The organism is Serratia sp. HNCC26DJ206, from assembly GCF_057180605.1.
The window spans coordinates 60,177-75,133 of the sequence record NZ_JBXUGP010000028.1; the positions used below are offsets into that span (position 1 = coordinate 60,177).

16 protein-coding genes are annotated in these 14,957 nt (G+C 51.4%); 5 read left to right on the top strand and 11 right to left on the bottom strand.

What is annotated here, in order from left to right:
* Nucleotides 1-221: 221 nt before the first annotated feature.
* Nucleotides 222-1,439, bottom strand: coding sequence for a purine nucleoside transporter PunC (punC, locus tag AC2A1E_RS18475; protein WP_484384962.1), 1,218 nt, complete (start codon nucleotides 1,437-1,439; stop codon nucleotides 222-224).
* Nucleotides 1,440-1,553: 114 nt separating this feature from the next.
* Between punC and punR the strand changes: the two genes are divergently transcribed.
* A complete protein-coding gene (gene punR / locus AC2A1E_RS18480; protein ID WP_484384963.1) occupies nucleotides 1,554-2,480 on the top strand; it encodes a DNA-binding transcriptional activator PunR in 927 nt (308 codons plus the stop codon).
* Here punR and purR read toward each other — a convergent pair.
* Nucleotides 2,461-3,486, bottom strand: coding sequence for an HTH-type transcriptional repressor PurR (gene purR / locus AC2A1E_RS18485; RefSeq protein ID WP_484384964.1), 1,026 nt, complete (start codon nucleotides 3,484-3,486; stop codon nucleotides 2,461-2,463). The genes punR and purR overlap by 20 nt on opposite strands.
* Before the next feature lie 322 nt (nucleotides 3,487-3,808).
* Between purR and cydH the strand changes: the two genes are divergently transcribed.
* Nucleotides 3,809-3,898 carry a cytochrome bd-I oxidase subunit CydH gene (cydH, locus tag AC2A1E_RS18490; RefSeq protein WP_337262416.1) on the top strand — a complete coding sequence of 30 codons (90 nt, stop codon included), beginning with the start codon at nucleotides 3,809-3,811 and terminating at the stop codon, nucleotides 3,896-3,898.
* Between the two features lie 59 nt (nucleotides 3,899-3,957).
* Here the strand turns inward: cydH and sodB are convergent, their stop codons facing one another.
* Together sodB and AC2A1E_RS18500 are read right to left on the bottom strand one after the other, a co-directional pair.
* A complete protein-coding gene (sodB, locus tag AC2A1E_RS18495; RefSeq protein ID WP_459398604.1) occupies nucleotides 3,958-4,536 on the bottom strand; it encodes a superoxide dismutase [Fe] in 579 nt (192 codons plus the stop codon).
* 209 nt (nucleotides 4,537-4,745) lie between these two features.
* A complete protein-coding gene (locus AC2A1E_RS18500; RefSeq protein ID WP_484384965.1) occupies nucleotides 4,746-5,552 on the bottom strand; it encodes a C40 family peptidase in 807 nt (268 codons plus the stop codon).
* A 407-nt stretch (nucleotides 5,553-5,959) separates the two neighbouring features.
* On the opposite strand from AC2A1E_RS18500, the gene AC2A1E_RS18505 reads away from it, so the two are divergent.
* Complete coding sequence (locus AC2A1E_RS18505) at nucleotides 5,960-6,304, top strand: Grx4 family monothiol glutaredoxin (protein ID WP_459398602.1); 345 nt, start codon at nucleotides 5,960-5,962, stop codon at nucleotides 6,302-6,304.
* Between the two features lie 70 nt (nucleotides 6,305-6,374).
* Here the strand turns inward: AC2A1E_RS18505 and rnt are convergent, their stop codons facing one another.
* The 5 genes from rnt to eptA all read right to left on the bottom strand — a co-directional run bounded on the left by rnt (nucleotide 6,375) and on the right by eptA (nucleotide 11,252).
* Nucleotides 6,375-7,055 carry a ribonuclease T gene (rnt, locus tag AC2A1E_RS18510; RefSeq protein WP_484384966.1) on the bottom strand — a complete coding sequence of 227 codons (681 nt, stop codon included), beginning with the start codon at nucleotides 7,053-7,055 and terminating at the stop codon, nucleotides 6,375-6,377.
* A gap of 69 nt (nucleotides 7,056-7,124) precedes the next feature.
* Nucleotides 7,125-7,532 (bottom strand): lactoylglutathione lyase, encoded by a 408-nt coding sequence (gene gloA / locus AC2A1E_RS18515; protein ID WP_459398600.1) that lies wholly within the window; start codon nucleotides 7,530-7,532, stop codon nucleotides 7,125-7,127.
* Nucleotides 7,533-7,705: 173 nt separating this feature from the next.
* Entirely contained in the window at nucleotides 7,706-8,803 is a 1,098-nt protein-coding gene (gene nemA, locus AC2A1E_RS18520; RefSeq protein ID WP_484384967.1) for an N-ethylmaleimide reductase, read from the bottom strand.
* An 84-nt stretch (nucleotides 8,804-8,887) separates the two neighbouring features.
* Nucleotides 8,888-9,493 carry a TetR/AcrR family transcriptional regulator gene (locus tag AC2A1E_RS18525; protein ID WP_484384968.1) on the bottom strand — a complete coding sequence of 202 codons (606 nt, stop codon included), beginning with the start codon at nucleotides 9,491-9,493 and terminating at the stop codon, nucleotides 8,888-8,890.
* 109 nt (nucleotides 9,494-9,602) lie between these two features.
* Nucleotides 9,603-11,252: a phosphoethanolamine transferase EptA gene (eptA, locus tag AC2A1E_RS18530; protein WP_484384969.1), complete on the bottom strand. Its 1,650-nt coding sequence runs from the start codon at nucleotides 11,250-11,252 to the stop codon at nucleotides 9,603-9,605.
* 259 nt (nucleotides 11,253-11,511) lie between these two features.
* On the opposite strand from eptA, the gene AC2A1E_RS18535 reads away from it, so the two are divergent.
* The gene (locus AC2A1E_RS18535) at nucleotides 11,512-11,751 is read left to right on the top strand and encodes a DUF1289 domain-containing protein (protein ID WP_459398594.1); all 240 of its coding nucleotides are present in this window, start codon (nucleotides 11,512-11,514) and stop codon (nucleotides 11,749-11,751) included.
* A gap of 99 nt (nucleotides 11,752-11,850) precedes the next feature.
* Nucleotides 11,851-12,747: an aldo/keto reductase gene (locus AC2A1E_RS18540; protein WP_484384970.1), complete on the top strand. Its 897-nt coding sequence runs from the start codon at nucleotides 11,851-11,853 to the stop codon at nucleotides 12,745-12,747.
* A gap of 117 nt (nucleotides 12,748-12,864) precedes the next feature.
* Here AC2A1E_RS18540 and AC2A1E_RS18545 read toward each other — a convergent pair whose 3' ends face one another.
* Nucleotides 12,865-13,494: a YiiX family permuted papain-like enzyme gene (locus tag AC2A1E_RS18545; protein ID WP_484384971.1), complete on the bottom strand. Its 630-nt coding sequence runs from the start codon at nucleotides 13,492-13,494 to the stop codon at nucleotides 12,865-12,867.
* A 159-nt stretch (nucleotides 13,495-13,653) separates the two neighbouring features.
* On the bottom strand, nucleotides 13,654-14,957 hold a 1,304-nt coding region (locus AC2A1E_RS18550), incomplete at its 5' end, for an MDR family MFS transporter (protein WP_484384972.1).

The following is a 14,957-nucleotide window of genomic DNA, read 5'->3' on the forward strand; positions in this document are numbered from 1 at the left end:
GACAGAGGAAATTTAAGAGACCCCCTATGCCAAAAGGCACGGGAAAATGATTCCTTAAATAAAGTGTGACGCCATTCGCGTACACAATAGTTACTGCGATAAAAGTTCTATATAGATGTTATTTTGAAAGGTTGCTTCGAGTATAGGCTTGCCGAGGCGCATACTCAACAGTAAATCGCGCTCGGCTGGAATTTTCATCAAGTAACTATTTATAAAGACAATTATGACATAGAGTCAGCATGTTCTTGGCGGGTTACCTGCCCATCAACCTCTCCCTTCCCACGCTGTACCATGTACCCTAAGGCAGCCAAAACCACCGTAGCGACCATTACGGTAACCGTTGCTAGCAACGGTTGGGTGATAAATGCCGAAACCAACATACTGGCGATAAAACACAACCCTAATTGCAAGGTATTCTGCAAGGCTGCGGCTTTACCGCTGTTATCAGGGAACGGCATCAGCGCATTTGTCACCAGAATCGGATAACTGGCACCGTTAACCAAAGCCATAAAGCAGAATGGGATCAACAGGCTAGTTAAGGTCGGTTGGCTTAACGTGGCAACCAGATACAACGCCACCATGCTGACTCCATAAGCTACCAGTAGCCACGGCAACAAGGTTTTGCCTGAAATGCGGTTCAATGCTGTACGACAACCGTAACCGCCGAGTAAAAAGGCCAACGTCTGTGGAACATAGCTCAGGCCAATATCATTCGGGCTGTACCCCATATTGCCGAGAATAAACGGCGAACCGGTCAGCCAGGCAAAGAAGCTGGCTGAACAGGCGGCAAAGATCATCACGTTGCCGCTGAAAACTGGAGACTTCAGGATTTGCAGGAAGCTGAGGCCGGGCTTTTTATCGGCAGAAGGTACGATTCTGGCTGTCTCTTTCAGCAACAAGGTGGGTACGAACAACAAGACAGCGATACCCAGCAACACCGCAAAGATCGCTCGCCAGCCCATATGGTTCAGCAGCCAGGCACCGACCAGCGGGGCCAGTGCCGGAGAAAGCGCAACCAATGGCATGATAGTGGCGAAAATGCGGTTAACTTTACCATCGCGATAGCGATCCACCACGATGGCCTGCCAGGTTACAGCGGCAGAGCAGACCCCAATCGCCTGGATGAAACGCAATGACCACAGTTGCACGGCATTTTGCACCCACAGCATCCCCAGGCAGCCGAGAGCAAACAACGCCAGACCAAACAGCAGAACTGGCTTGCGGCCCAGCTTATCGGAAAGCGGTCCCCACACCAGTTGGGCAAAGGCGAAGCCAGCCAGAAAGATACTCAGGCTGGCGCTGATGGCACCGGCGGAGATTTGCAAATCCTGTTGCATGGCACCAAAGGCGGGTAGATACATATCGGTGGCCAGATAGCCCAGCATACTCAGGCCGGCGAGATAAAACATAAATCCAAAACTTTGCATGGTATTTCTCATTAACATTTTCTTATTGCAGGTTTTTTAGCGCCGGCCAGTGTATCCGGCTGGATCTCTGCTTGTGAAACGGTAATATTTGCTAGGTGCTGTTAAAAAAATTGAAGGCAAAAAGAGATGTGGTCTGAATATTCGCTCGATGTCGTTGATGCGGTAGCGCGCACCGGCAGTTTTAGCGCGGCAGCACAGGAGCTGCACCGTGTGCCGTCTGCGGTAAGCTATACCGTGCGGCAACTGGAACAATGGCTGGCAGTGCCGCTGTTTGAACGCCGCCATCGCGATGTGGAACTGACGCCTGCCGGTGCGCTGTTTGTAAAAGAAGCGCGTACTGTTATCAAAAAAATGCTTGATACGCGTCGTCAATGCCAGCAGGTGGCCAATGGTTGGCGCGGGCAGCTAAAAATCGCGGTGGACATCATTGTTAAACCGCAGCGCAGTCGCCAACTGGTGCTGGATTTTTATCGCCACTTCCCCGATGTGGAACTGATGGTGCAACCGGAAGTGTTCAACGGCGTGTGGGACGCGCTGGTGGATGGCCGGGCCGAGATGGCGATCGGTGCCACGCGTGCGGTGCCGGTGGGCGGTGGTTTTGCCTTTCGCGATATGGGTTTTATGAACTGGTTGTGTGTCGTTAGCACGTCACATCCGCTGGCCAGTCTGACCGGTTTGCTGCGCAACGATCAACTGCGGCCATATCCTTCTCTATTGCTGGAGGATACGTCGCGCAACTTGCCCAAGCGAGTGACCTGGTCATTGGATAATCAGCGGCGGCTTACCGTCCCCGACTGGGTTTCCGCTGTAGATTGCCTGCGCAGCGGGTTGTGTGTTGGTATGGTACCCGCGCATCGCGTACTGCCATTGGTACAAAGCGGTGAACTGGTGGCATTGCAATTGCAGGAGCCGTTTCCCGCCAGTGCCTGCTGCCTGACCTGGCAGCAGAACGCACAATCACCGGCGATGGCCTGGCTACTGGAGTATCTAGGGGATAGTGAAACGCTCAACCAGGAGTGGTTGAGCGAAGAGACTAGCGGCGATAATCGATAAATGGGCCATCGGCCACGGAACGGCGTTCGATCAGTTTTGGATGCACTTCAATCACTTGGGATTCTTCACGCTTGCTGATAATGCGATCCAGCAGCATGGTGAAAGCCATTTCCCCCAGGCGCTCTTTCGGCTGGTGGATGGTGGTTAGCGCCGGGGTGAAATAGCGCGCGTTACGCACGTTATCGTAACCGATCACCGAAATATCCTGCGGGACGCGCAGACCCAGTTCGTCGGCGGCGCAGATCGCCCCCATTGCCATAATATCGCCTCCGCAAAATACCGCCGTAGGGCGGTGTTTCTGCGACAGGATCTGGTGCATGGCCTTGTAACCCGAATCGGGTTCAAAATCCCCTTGGACGATCCACTCTTCACGCACCTCAACGTTGGCCTCTTGCAGCGCCTTCAGGAAGCCCTGATGGCGGCCGCCGCCGGTGTTGCGTGATAACTGCCCTGGAATAGCACCGATATCACGGTGGCCACGTTCCAGCAGATAGCGGCCAGCCAGATAACCGCCTTCAAAGGCGTTATCGATAATGGTATCGGTAAAATCACCGCGTGCAGCACCCCAATCCATCACCACCATGGGGATATTGCGATAATCCTCCAGCATGCCCAGTAACTGGTCCGGGTATTCCGAGCACATTACCAGCAGGCCATCAACACGCTTTTGCGCCAGCATCGCCAGGTAGGCACGCTGTTTGTCGAGGTTATTGTGTGAGTTACAAAGGATCAGGGTATAGCCTTTGCTATAGCAGCTGTTCTCTACCGCCTCGATCACTTCAGCAAAGTAGGGCGCTTCACTTGAGGTCGCGAGCAAACCGATCGATTTGGTATGGTTAACCTTCAGGCTGCGTGCGACCGCGCTCGGGGAGTAGTGCAGTTCTTTGATCGCAGCCCGAACGGCCTCTTTTGTTTCTTCGGCGACGAAACGCGTTTTATTGATGACGTGCGAAACGGTGGTGGTGGACACGCCAGCGCGTTTGGCGACATCTTTAATCGTTGCCATGTAAAGAATGACTCCTGAACTCACATGTTATGCCATGTAAGTATGATGTTAATCGTTTGCCTGCATAGATCTCTCTCCAGAGAAGCGGAAGCTGAGTTTTTAGTGCTGAGTTCGTAAGCCGCTTAAACAGGAGGGGCATTTTGCCGGTACGCAGTTGTGAACTGCGGATTTTGTCCCAAATTGACGCAAAGTGGAAGATCTATTCGGCATTATAACTTGGGAAATGATAACAAGATTTTAGTCACGAACTGTGTGAAAATGATTTGACGCATTAATCGTGTGGATTTTATGCTTAGTGAAGCCAATCTGATAGGGAGTCGTTATGGATACCGATTTGAAGATGTCATTGATTACCACCGTTTGTGCTTTAGCAATGATTATTGTTTTCGGTTTTATCGCCGCATTGAACTGATTCATACCAAGAAATAATAAAGGCGCAGCATGCTGCGCCTTGCTATCAACCTCCAGCGATTACGCCAGATTCTTTTCCACGAACGCCCAGTTCACCAATGCCCAGAAGTTCTCCAGGTATTTCGGACGCGCATTGCGGTAGTCGATGTAATAGGCATGTTCCCACACGTCAACGGTCAGCAGCGGTTTGTCTTCACCGGTCAGCGGGGTTGCCGCATTTGAGGTGCTAACGATCGCCAGCGTACCATCCGCCTTTTTCACCAGCCAGGTCCAACCCGCGCCGAAGTTTTTCACGGCGGCATCGGTGAATTGCTCTTTAAAAGCAGCAAAAGAACCAAAGGATTTGGTGATCGCAGCGGCTACTGCGCCCGTTGGCTCGCCGCCACCCTGTGGTGACAGGCAATGCCAGTAGAAGGTGTGGTTCCACACCTGTGCTGCGTTATTGAACACGCCGCCGGTAGAAGTTTTGACAATCTCTTCCAGGGTTTTGCCTTCGAACTCGCTGCCTTTCACCAGGTTGTTCAGGTTAACCACGTAGGTGTTATGGTGCTTACCATAGTGGTATTCCAGGGTTTCTGCAGAAATGTGCGGTTCGAGAGCGTTTTTCTCATACGGTAATGCAGGTAATTCAAACGACATTGCTTTCTCCTTTTTATATACAGCACTATTATTCCGACAACCTCCAACCCGGTGGTTGAAGGAGGAAAACAGAATGGTTGTGTGTTTTTTATGGACAATAATCTTAGCAACTTTCCGGGTGAAAAAAAGGTTTAAAGCATGTTAAGCGGCTGATTGATTAAAGCATCGGCAGGAAAGGGCGGCTGAGGCTATGTCTCAGCCGCAATAAATCAACGGATAGTTTTTGGCGTGACAACACGGCGTGCGCCGATGTAGTGGTTCTGCCAGTAGTCGTTATCCAACTGGCTGACGCGGATTTCTTCGCCAGTACGCGGGGACTGGATAAACTTGCCGTTACCAAGGTAAACGCCAACGTGATCGGCAGTGCCACGGTTATTGATGCGGAAGAACACCAGATCGCCGGTCTCCAACTCGCTTTTCTTGATCGGCGCGGCGTCACGCAGGTGATACATTTCGTTGGCGGTACGTGGCATTTTGATTTTCACCACGTCTTTGTAGGCGTAATAAATCAGGCCGCTGCAGTCAAACCCGGTGTGCGGTGAAGAACCGCCCCATTGGTAAGGCTTGCCCATCTGGCTCATGAGTTTGGCCATGGCCGTTTGTTTGGCATGCTGATAACGTTTTTTGTGCGCAGGGCTGAGTTTCAGCGGTTTTTCATTCTTGGCCAGTTTCGCGGTAGCCATATCCGGCTCACGATGGCGACCATAGCCTTTCTTGTAACCCTTTTTCGGCGGAGTGACTTTGACGCTGGCAGTGCGGGTAGATTGACTCTTTGATTTAACCTGTGTGGTTTTCTTCTCTGCCTGCGACTTTATTTTCGCTGTTTTCTGAGGCGCAACGGCTTTCACTTTTTTGCTGGCCTTATCCGCTTTCTTTTTCTTGCGATCGTCAGGCCGGGCATCATTAACATGCCCCTTACGCTGCTCGGCAGAAACATGTGCCTTTGGCGCAGCGTGCGCCAGATTGAAGAATAGCTGTGAGAACAACAGCATGAAAAGCGTAATAATTAAACGCATGTCAATGTTACCAACCTTGGCCTCGAAAAAGATATCTAACGGGCTACAGTATTCCCGAAATTTGCCATATAAAACAGCGTAGAACTCATAAATAGTAATCCATATTGTGAGAAAACGTTAATGGCATTTTTTATGGTTTAAAATCAACCCGTTAATGTATAAAAAAGCATCAATAAACCGAGTGTGGCTTATTATTCATCACGTGCCAACCGCGAAAATATAATAGTGAAATAGTCGGATTAAAAATGTTATTCTGTGAGTATGTTTTAACCGGAATGGTGCGGTTTTTAGAGCTCGTCCGGCAACCGGAAATGTCCCTGCAAAAGATGGCGTTTTCTTGATACTGTTCCTGCCGCTACAATAGCCGGTGTGATGTTGTAGCCAAGATGTGGCTTGAGGAAGCAATAATGACGACGATTGAAAAAATTCAGCAGCAGATTTCTGCTAACCCAATTTTGCTGTACATGAAAGGTTCACCGAAATTGCCAAACTGCGGTTTCTCTGCGCAAGCCGTCCAGGCGCTTTCCGCCTGTGGTGAGCGTTTCGCTTATGTTGATATTCTGCAAAACCCGGATATCCGTGCCGAACTGCCAAAATACGCCAATTGGCCAACCTTCCCGCAGCTGTGGGTTGACGGTGAACTGGTGGGCGGTTGCGATATCATTATGGAAATGTATCAGCGTGGTGAATTGCAGCCGTTACTCAAAGAGACGGCTGAGAAATATAAGCAGCAGGAAGATCAGCAGCCTTAATGGCGAAAGGTTTTACTGAAAAAACTCGGGCGGCATCTGTTACAGATGCCGCCCGAATTTTTTATGACGCTTAGTCAGCGTTGTTGCTGCTGAGCGGCCAACCACCAAGACGTTTCCAACGATTCACCAGTTCACAAAACAGCAGAGCCGTTTGTTCGGTATCGTACAGGGCGGAATGTGCCTGGCTGCTGTCGAATGGCATACCGGCGGCGATACAGGCCTTGGCCAACACGGTCTGGCCCAGTACTAACCCGCTTAACGCGGCGGTATCGAAGGTAGCAAACGGATGGAATGGATTGCGTTTCAGGCTGGCCCGCTCAGCGGCCGCCATCAGGAAGCTGTGATCAAAGTTGGCATTGTGAGCCACGATAATCGCTCGGTTACATCCCTGATCTTTAATACCTTTGCGCACGGCCTTGAAAATAGCGTGTAGCGCATCATGTTCACTCACCGCACCGCGCAGCGGGTTATGCGGGTCAATACCGTTGAAGGCTAGCGCTTCGGGTTGCAGATTAGCCCCTTCAAAGGGTTCAACGTGAAAATGCAGGGTTTCATCCTGCTGTAACCAGCCGTTGCTATCCATTTTCAGCGTGACGGCGGCAATTTCCAGCAGCGCATCGGTCTTGGCATTAAAGCCTGCGGTTTCTACATCAATAACAACGGGATAAAACCCACGAAAACGGCCACTCAGGGCGTTAAGATCACTTTTTTCGGCCATCAGTTTCTTATCTTTATCGAATACAGCGGGCATTATGACAAATTTCTTGCCTTGATGCAGCGGAGATAAAAGAAGGGCGCTGAAATGCGCCCTGGGGAAACGTCAGTTGCCGAGACCTTGGCCGGCATGTTTGTTCTCGATCAGTTCGATTTTGTAGCCATCGGGATCTTCAACGAAAGCGATAATCGAGGTGCCACCTTTGACCGGGCCCGCTTCACGGGTTACGTTGCCGCCAGCATGGCGAATGTTGTCGCAGGTAGCTGCCACATTATCAACGCCCAGTGCCAGGTGGCCAAATGCGGAACCCATCTCGTAGCTGTCAACGCCCCAGTTGTAGGTGAGTTCAATCACAGAACCTTCGCTTTCATCGGTATAGCCAACGAACGCCAACGAGTATTTGTACTCGGTGTTCTCGCTGGTGCGCAGCAGGCGCATGCCTAATACCTTGGTATAGAAATCGATGGAGCGTTGCAGATCACCGACACGGATCATGGTATGGAGTAGGCGCATAATTTCCTCTGATTGGGTGTGCCGCAGCGAGCGGCAGGTAGATTGAAGCGAACATCAGTATAGCTTTGTCATATAAGGCAATTCAACGCGTCTGGTGCATAAGCGGCTTACGTGACGCTGTCACCAATAAATTCAGCCGGCTTTTGGCCGGCTGAGGATCAAAGAAAAGTCACTTACAGAGTAGGATAGTCGGTATACCCCGCTGCACCGCCACCGTAGAAGGTGTCAGCATGCGGTTCATTCAGCGGCGCTTTCTGCTTGAAGCGTTCTAACAGATCCGGGTTGGCGATATAGCTGCGGCCAAAGGCGACGGCATCAATAAAGCCTTTTTCGATCAGTTCTTCGGCTTTTTCGGCAGTGTAGGCACCCGCGCCCACGATTACCCCGCTGAAATGCGCGCGAATGGCGTCACGGAATGCGGCGGAATAAGGCTTGCCACCGGCCCAATCGGGCTCAGAGATGTGCAGATAGGCGATGCCACGTTTATTCAGCTCTTCGATCAGATATAGCGCTGCGGCTTCCTGGTCTTCACCGTTGTCCAGGCCATTGAATGGGCCAAGCGGTGAAATACGGATACCAACACGATTTGCCCCAACTTCGGCGATGCTGGCATCAACCACTTCCAACGTCAGGCGAGTACGATTCTCAATATTGCCACCATACTGATCGGTACGCTGGTTAGAGGCCGGAGACATGAACTGGTGCAGCAGGTAGCCGTGCGCAGCGTGTAATTCAATGTAATCGAAACCAGCTTCACGTGAGTTGGCAGCCGCCTGGCGGAAATCGTTGACGATCCCGGCGATTTCTGCGGTTTCCAGTGCGCGCGGGGTGGAGGTTGGCACACGTACCCAGGCACCGGTTTCATCACGTACCGTGGTGCGGGTTTCGGCATTGATTGCGGAAGGAGCGACCGGTGCTTGCTGGCCCGGTTGCAGGCTGTTGTGAGAAATGCGGCCAACGTGCCAAAGTTGCACGGCGATATGCCCTTGTTTCTCATGAACGGCCTGAGTGATTTTTTTCCACGCGGCAATCTGTTCTGGGGTATGCAACCCTGGAGCACCGGCATAGCCTTTCGCCTGGAAAGAAATCTGTGTCGCTTCGGTAATGATCAGGCCGGAACTGGCGCGTTGTGCATAGTATTCCGCCATCAATGGGGTTGGAATATCACCGGGTTCAATGCTGCGCAAACGAGTCAGCGGGGCCATGAATACACGATTGGGCAGTGTTGTAGAGCCAACTTTCAGGGGGGAGAACAACTTTTCAATCTTCATAATGCATCCTATTTAATAGACCGGTCGACTAGTTAAGGTTAAAACGTATTTCAGCAATGGCACTTTCAGGGTAAATCACCAGGATTAGCGTTGTGCAGGGCGCAACAGTAATTCGATAGTTTCCAGCGCGCTGGTCAGTGGGGCGACCGAACGGCGGATTTTGGCACGCAGCGAAGCACCAAGCCACAATGAGTAGAGCGTTTCCGCCGTTGCCGCTGGGCTCATGGCGATGACCAGCGAACCTTCACGTATCCCTCGCTCAAGCGCCTCTTGCAGATGGCCAACAATGCGCGCGGTGCCGGTTTCCAGCGCATGACGCATCGGTTCCGACAGATCGCTGACCTCGGCAGAAAGTTTCACCGCCAAGCAGGCGTTATGGCATTCGCTGAGGCAGTGATGGCTGATGGCTTGTGCGTAATAACTTAATAACTGATGACGCGCATCGCGTTTGACGTCGCCAAACAACGTCTGCATATCAGCATCATAGTGTTCAAAATAGCGTTGCAGCATCGCTTCGCCAAAAGCTTCCTTCGAGCGAAAATAGTGGTAGAACGAGCCTTTAGGCACGCCAGCCGTCGCGAGCAATTGGCTCAGACCCATACCGGCAAAGCCAAGGCGCAGGCTGAGGGTTTCGCCAGTAACGAGCAGATGTTCACGTGTATCCACGTTGCAATGCACAGGTTTTGTCATAATGATGCTGAGCGTAATAGACCGATTGGTCTAGGTCAAGAAAAATAAAAAGCCGGTGAGTAATACCGGCTTGAGTTTGCGTTTATTGTGCCTTAGGAGAGCGTAAAAGTTAAGCCTTGCCTTGGGCGTGCCTGCGGCAGTTTTGCAGAATATCCTGATGGGGATGATATTCATGTGTGTGCACGTTGAGCATACCCAACAGGGTGTGGAACAGGTTGTCCTGCGAAACCTCATTGTTTTCAGCCAGGCTATTCAGGCATTGGCGGTCGATAGCAAAATTGCGTTCATACTCTGCCGACATCCACATCAGGAAAGGCACGTGGGTTTGCTGAGAAGGCGCAAAGAGATAAGGCGTGCCGTGCAGGTAAATACCGTTTTCCCCCAGCGACTCGCCATGGTCAGAAAGGTAAACCATTGCCGTATTGAATTTGTCACCGTGTTGCTGCAACAGCTTGATGGTGTTATCCAGCATGGCGTCGGTGTACAGCAACGAATTGTCGTAGGTGTTCACCAATTGCGCGTGCGTACAGTCCTGGATCTGGTTGCTGTCGCAGGTCGGTGTAAATTGGCGGAATTCAGGCGTGCTGCGGCGATAGTACGCTGGCCCATGGCTGCCCATCTGGTGCAGCACGATAACGCCGTTGCCTTTCAGGCCGTTGATGTAGTCATCCAGTTGGTGCAGCAGCACATTGTCCATGCAGACATCACCCTCACAGTACTGCGGTAACTGCAATTTGGTCATGTCGATATGCGGGATACGGTCGCAGGCACCTTTGCAGCCGCCATCATTGTCACGCCACAGCATGTTGATTCCGGCATGAGCCAGAACATCCATTAAGCCTTCTTGATGAGCGGCTAATTTGGCATCGTAATCACTGCGCGGCATGTTGGAGAACATACAAGGGACGGAGATTGCCGTTTCGGTACCGCAAGAGCTGGCATTCCTGAAATACACCACGTTGTCCTGTTTCAGGCGCGGATTGGTTTCGCGTGAGTAACCACCAAGCGAGAAATTTTCCGCCCGCGCGGTTTCGCCCACCACCAGGATCACCAGCGTCTTTTTTTCTTGGCTAAGGATGGTCGGGCCGAGCTGAGCATCCTCGCCAATCTTGACTAGCGGCAGACTGCGGCTGAAATAGCGATGTTCGGCAAATTTGATCGTGCCAGCAACAAAGTTGGAAGGCGTGAGCATTTTCACCACGCTCTTATTGTTGCGGATCAGCGAGGCATAATCTTTGTAAAACAAGGCTGCGACCAGCAAGATCATCACAACAGAAAGCATGACGTTTGCAGCACGCAAGCCAAGCATGTACCACCAGGGGCGAGTTTTATGGATTTGCACCCAACAGACCGCCGCCGAAGGAAGAATACCCAGCAGCAGTACCCACAGCCCCATACGTGGCGTCAACAAAGCGGCGGCTTCCTGCGAGTTGGTCTCGAAGGCGCTCTGCATCATATTTCCGTCGATCACGGTACCGTAACTGAACATAAAGTAATTGGTAGCCGCACTGCCGAGCAGCAGAAGGATAATCAGTGGTTTGCGCAGGAGCGGTATTGTCAGCACGCTAAAAATTATGTTGAGCGCACAAAAAATCACCACTGGCATAGTGGCAGCGAAAATGACGCTATGGATGCTATCGAAGCTGATATACGACCAGGCGGTATAGAGAAATAAGGCGTTATGGAATAGGGTAAAAAAGAGTGCGCTGGAAAGGATAAACCCCAAGCTGTTGCACTGTAGTAATCGACGTAACTGCATTGCCAAATCTGAATCCTGCCGTTGTGTAATGCGCTGAAATCTACCAGATGAAACTTAAGATAACCTTAGAGGATCAGAGCGCTACGGGGCTGTAATGGCCTGGCAGAGGAGCGCGTGCTGCCGGAGAAAACCCGTCAGGCCTTGCATTACCTGCGTGATTATTTTCGTCGCCATGGCGAAAAGCCACTTGCCATCGGCGCTGATGACGTCTTCAATTAGGTAAGGCCGTGTGGAACACTGCCTAAACGCAGGAGGTCGTGTGGCGCAGCAACTTGAGTTTTTTGACATCCCCAGTCCGTGCCGTGGTATTTGCCAGACGGATGAGCGCGGTTTTTGCCGTGGCTGCCTGCGCAGCCGCGAGGAGCGCTTTGGCTGGATGCAAATGAACGATGCGCAAAAACGTGATGTTTTGCGCTTATGCCGCCAACGTTATCTGCGTATGCAGCGCGTCAGTAAACCCTCTGATGAAATTCCGCCGGAACAGCCTTCGCTTTTTTAGCTATTTCCCGATCTGACGCACGTTAACGCCGTTTTATGGCTTCCTACCCTCTGGGCGCTTGTGTATGCTGGCGCGGAATAATTTTATGGAGTTTAAAATATGGTGAATCGCATCAAGCTTGCACCGCAAGGGCCTGAATTCTCACAGATGATCTGTGGTTATTGGCGTTTAATGGAATGGGAGATGTCCCCTCAGCAACTGCTGAAGTTTATTGAGCAGCATATTGAATTGGGTGTGACGACGGCCGATCATGCCGATATTTACGGCGGTTATGCCTGTGAGCAAGCTTTTGGTGAGGCGATTAAGCTGAAACCTTCGGTACGCCAAGGGATGGAACTGGTTTCAAAGTGCGGTATCGCGACCACCGCCAAGCTGGGTAACCCGATTGGTCATTACATTACCGATCGCGAGCATATTGTACAGAGTGCCGAGCAGTCGTTAACCCACCTGCATACCGATTATCTGGACTTGCTGTTGATCCATCGTCCCGATCCGTTGATGGACGCTGACGAGGTGGCTGAAGCCTTTGTCGCACTGCATAAAGCGGGCAAGGTGCGCCATTTCGGTGTTTCCAACTTTACCCCGGCCCAGTTTACTCTGTTGCAGTCGCGTCTGCCGTTCTCGCTGGTGACTAATCAGGTGGAAATATCACCTATTCATCAGCCAGCGATCCTGGATGGAACCTTGGATCAGAGCCAGCAACTGCGTATCAAGCCGATGGCCTGGTCTTGCCTGGGCGGTGGCCGCCTGTTCAGCGATGCGGAGTTCCAGCCGCTGCGTGATGAACTACAGACAGTGGCGCAGGAAATTGGCGCAGAAACCATCGAACAAGTGGTTTATGCCTGGATCATGCGCTTACCCTCTGCGCCACTGCCGATTATCGGTTCTGGCAAAATCGAGCGCGTGCGTTCAGCCATTAAGGCATGCGAGTTGGAAATGAGCCGCCAGCAGTGGTTCCGTATCCGCAAAGCGGCCTTGGGCTACGACGTGCCTTAAGCTTTAGTCTTAGCCGGGCAATGTAGAATTGTCCGGCTAGTGCGCGGGGTGAGATGTTCCGAAAATAAAATCACCTAGTGATTACGCCACAATGGCAAAGCATCATTAAGCAGCCTGTCAATTTGCAATCACTGTGACTAACTGCGGTGACTCAAACATGGCTTTAGGCGAGATAATTTGCTCATCCCAAGGAATGTTCGTGCCATAACGCTCCCGCAATTTCTGCTTTACGGCAGGGGCATCGAGATGAAATTCACTCACTTTCTGCAAATGACCGATTTGTATGCCTGCCGCGCGATCATAAATCTTCCACACCAACTCTGAACAGTACAGTTTTTCATCTGACCAGGAAAACTGGAGATCGTAAGGTTTGCCGGCGAAGTATTGAGCTTGTTTGCGTAGGTTTAGCTGTATGGGGGCTGTCAGGAACTGCTTGGCGTTCTTCAGGCGTTTGATGACGAAATGCTTTTTTTCCCCACGCTCTATCCAGGCAGGCAGTGGTGTGTATTTTACTGTCGCCGCAGCCTCAAATACGTAGGGTTTTCCATTACGCAGAAGAATGATCCCCATATGGCTGTATCGAGAGCCGGTGGCTTGCTGTATGGCAAGACTTTGTGCTGAACGGGAGGTTTGGAAAATAAGGTCACCCTCCTGCAAAGTTGGCAGTTCTCTGGCCTGCGTGACCAGCCCAGTCATCAGGCAAATAGTGAGAAATAACAGAGCACCCAAATGTTTGTTGATTGTCATGATTCAATCCTTCGAAATCAGAAGGGTGATAGTCTATCAACTGAGTGTGAAGTGGCAGTGAAGTCGGTGGATTCAAAAAATGTCATTGCGAAACCGTAGGCTGACAACTACAGCCTTCAATGCGACTGTAGATGTTGAGTCTCATTGTGAGTGATTTGACTATTTCTTAAGCGATGCATCTTTTTGCAGCAGTGACAGCACAAAAGCAATCACCATAATGCCTGCCGCAATCTGGTAAACCGAGTGCAACGCCGAACCAAACGCTTGCAGATAATCTTCACGGATTGTGGTCGGTAACTGTTGTACCGCCTGTGCACTAAGGGAATGCGGTAATTGAGTGCCCTCAGGGATCCGCTCTTGTAACTGGTTACGCAATACGTGGGTGAAAATAGCGCCAAACGCGGCCACGCCGATCGAACCACCGATGGAGCGGAATAACGTTACGCTAGAAGTTGCTACGCCCATCTGCTGCATCGCCACGGTGTTTTGCACTGCCAGAACCAACACCTGCATCACCATACCTAGCCCGAAGCCGAGTACACCGATATAGATATACAACTGGTATATCGGCGTGCTGATTTTTAGATGTCCCAGCAGCAGCATGCCGATAAAACTCAGCAAGGTACCGCCGATCGGGAACATACGGTAGCGGCCAATACGGCTGATCAATCGTCCGCTGATGATTGAACTCACCAACAATGCGCCCATCAACGGCAACAACTGCATACCGGCCTCTGATGGGGTCGAACCTTTTACCACCTGTAAATACAATGGTAGGAAGGTCATTGATCCCATCAAAGACATGCCGATAATAAAACTGATGGCACAGCTCAGTAAAAACGTACGATCGCGGAATAACCCAAGCGGAATGATAGGCTCAACCGCCAACCGCTCTTCATAGATAAAACCGCCCAGAGTTACGACCGCAAACGCCAAAATGCACCACAGTTGTGGATCCGACCATTCATAGACGGTGCCACCTTCGCTGGTGAACAGAATGATGCAGGTCAGTGCAGCCGCTAGATAACCTGCGCCAAGGAAGTCAATTTCATGGCGGATGCGTGCAGTCTGTGATTTTAACGCGACGCCAATCACCAACAGTGCAAAAATACCTAACGGCAGGTTGATATAAAAAATCCAGCGCCAGGAAAAGTGCTCAACCAGAAAACCGCCGATCAATGGGCCGATAACTGTCGCCAGCCCGAAAACACCACCGAATAGCCCTTGATACCTGCCGCGTTCGGCAGGGGGAATGACATCGCCCACGGCTGCCATGCTCACAACCATCAGTCCACCGCCTCCCAGCCCCTGCAACGCACGCATCAGGATCAACTGCGTCATGTTCTGTGCCATGCCACATAATGCTGAACCCAGTAAAAATGCGACAATCGCTATTTGCAGGACAATTTTACGGCCCAACAAATCACCAAATTTGCCGTACAGCGGCACGACGATGGTCGAGG

Coding starts and splice junctions, on each gene's coding strand:
- rnt (WP_484384966.1), bottom strand. CDS start 7,055: ATGCCCGCTGTATTCGATAAAGATAAGAAACTGATGGCCGAAAAAAGT.
- eptA (WP_484384969.1), bottom strand. CDS start 11,252: ATGCAGTTACGTCGATTACTACAGTGCAACAGCTTGGGGTTTATCCTT.
- sodB (WP_459398604.1), bottom strand. CDS start 4,536: ATGTCGTTTGAATTACCTGCATTACCGTATGAGAAAAACGCTCTCGAA.
- AC2A1E_RS18505 (WP_459398602.1), top strand. CDS start 5,960: ATGACGACGATTGAAAAAATTCAGCAGCAGATTTCTGCTAACCCAATT.
- AC2A1E_RS18500 (WP_484384965.1), bottom strand. CDS start 5,552: ATGCGTTTAATTATTACGCTTTTCATGCTGTTGTTCTCACAGCTATTC.
- purR (WP_484384964.1), bottom strand. CDS start 3,486: ATGGCAACGATTAAAGATGTCGCCAAACGCGCTGGCGTGTCCACCACC.
- cydH (WP_337262416.1), top strand. CDS start 3,809: ATGGATACCGATTTGAAGATGTCATTGATTACCACCGTTTGTGCTTTA.
- punR (WP_484384963.1), top strand. CDS start 1,554: ATGTGGTCTGAATATTCGCTCGATGTCGTTGATGCGGTAGCGCGCACC.
- AC2A1E_RS18545 (WP_484384971.1), bottom strand. CDS start 13,494: ATGACAATCAACAAACATTTGGGTGCTCTGTTATTTCTCACTATTTGC.
- AC2A1E_RS18525 (WP_484384968.1), bottom strand. CDS start 9,493: ATGACAAAACCTGTGCATTGCAACGTGGATACACGTGAACATCTGCTC.
- AC2A1E_RS18540 (WP_484384970.1), top strand. CDS start 11,851: ATGGTGAATCGCATCAAGCTTGCACCGCAAGGGCCTGAATTCTCACAG.
- gloA (WP_459398600.1), bottom strand. CDS start 7,532: ATGCGCCTACTCCATACCATGATCCGTGTCGGTGATCTGCAACGCTCC.
- nemA (WP_484384967.1), bottom strand. CDS start 8,803: ATGAAGATTGAAAAGTTGTTCTCCCCCCTGAAAGTTGGCTCTACAACA.
- punC (WP_484384962.1), bottom strand. CDS start 1,439: ATGAGAAATACCATGCAAAGTTTTGGATTTATGTTTTATCTCGCCGGC.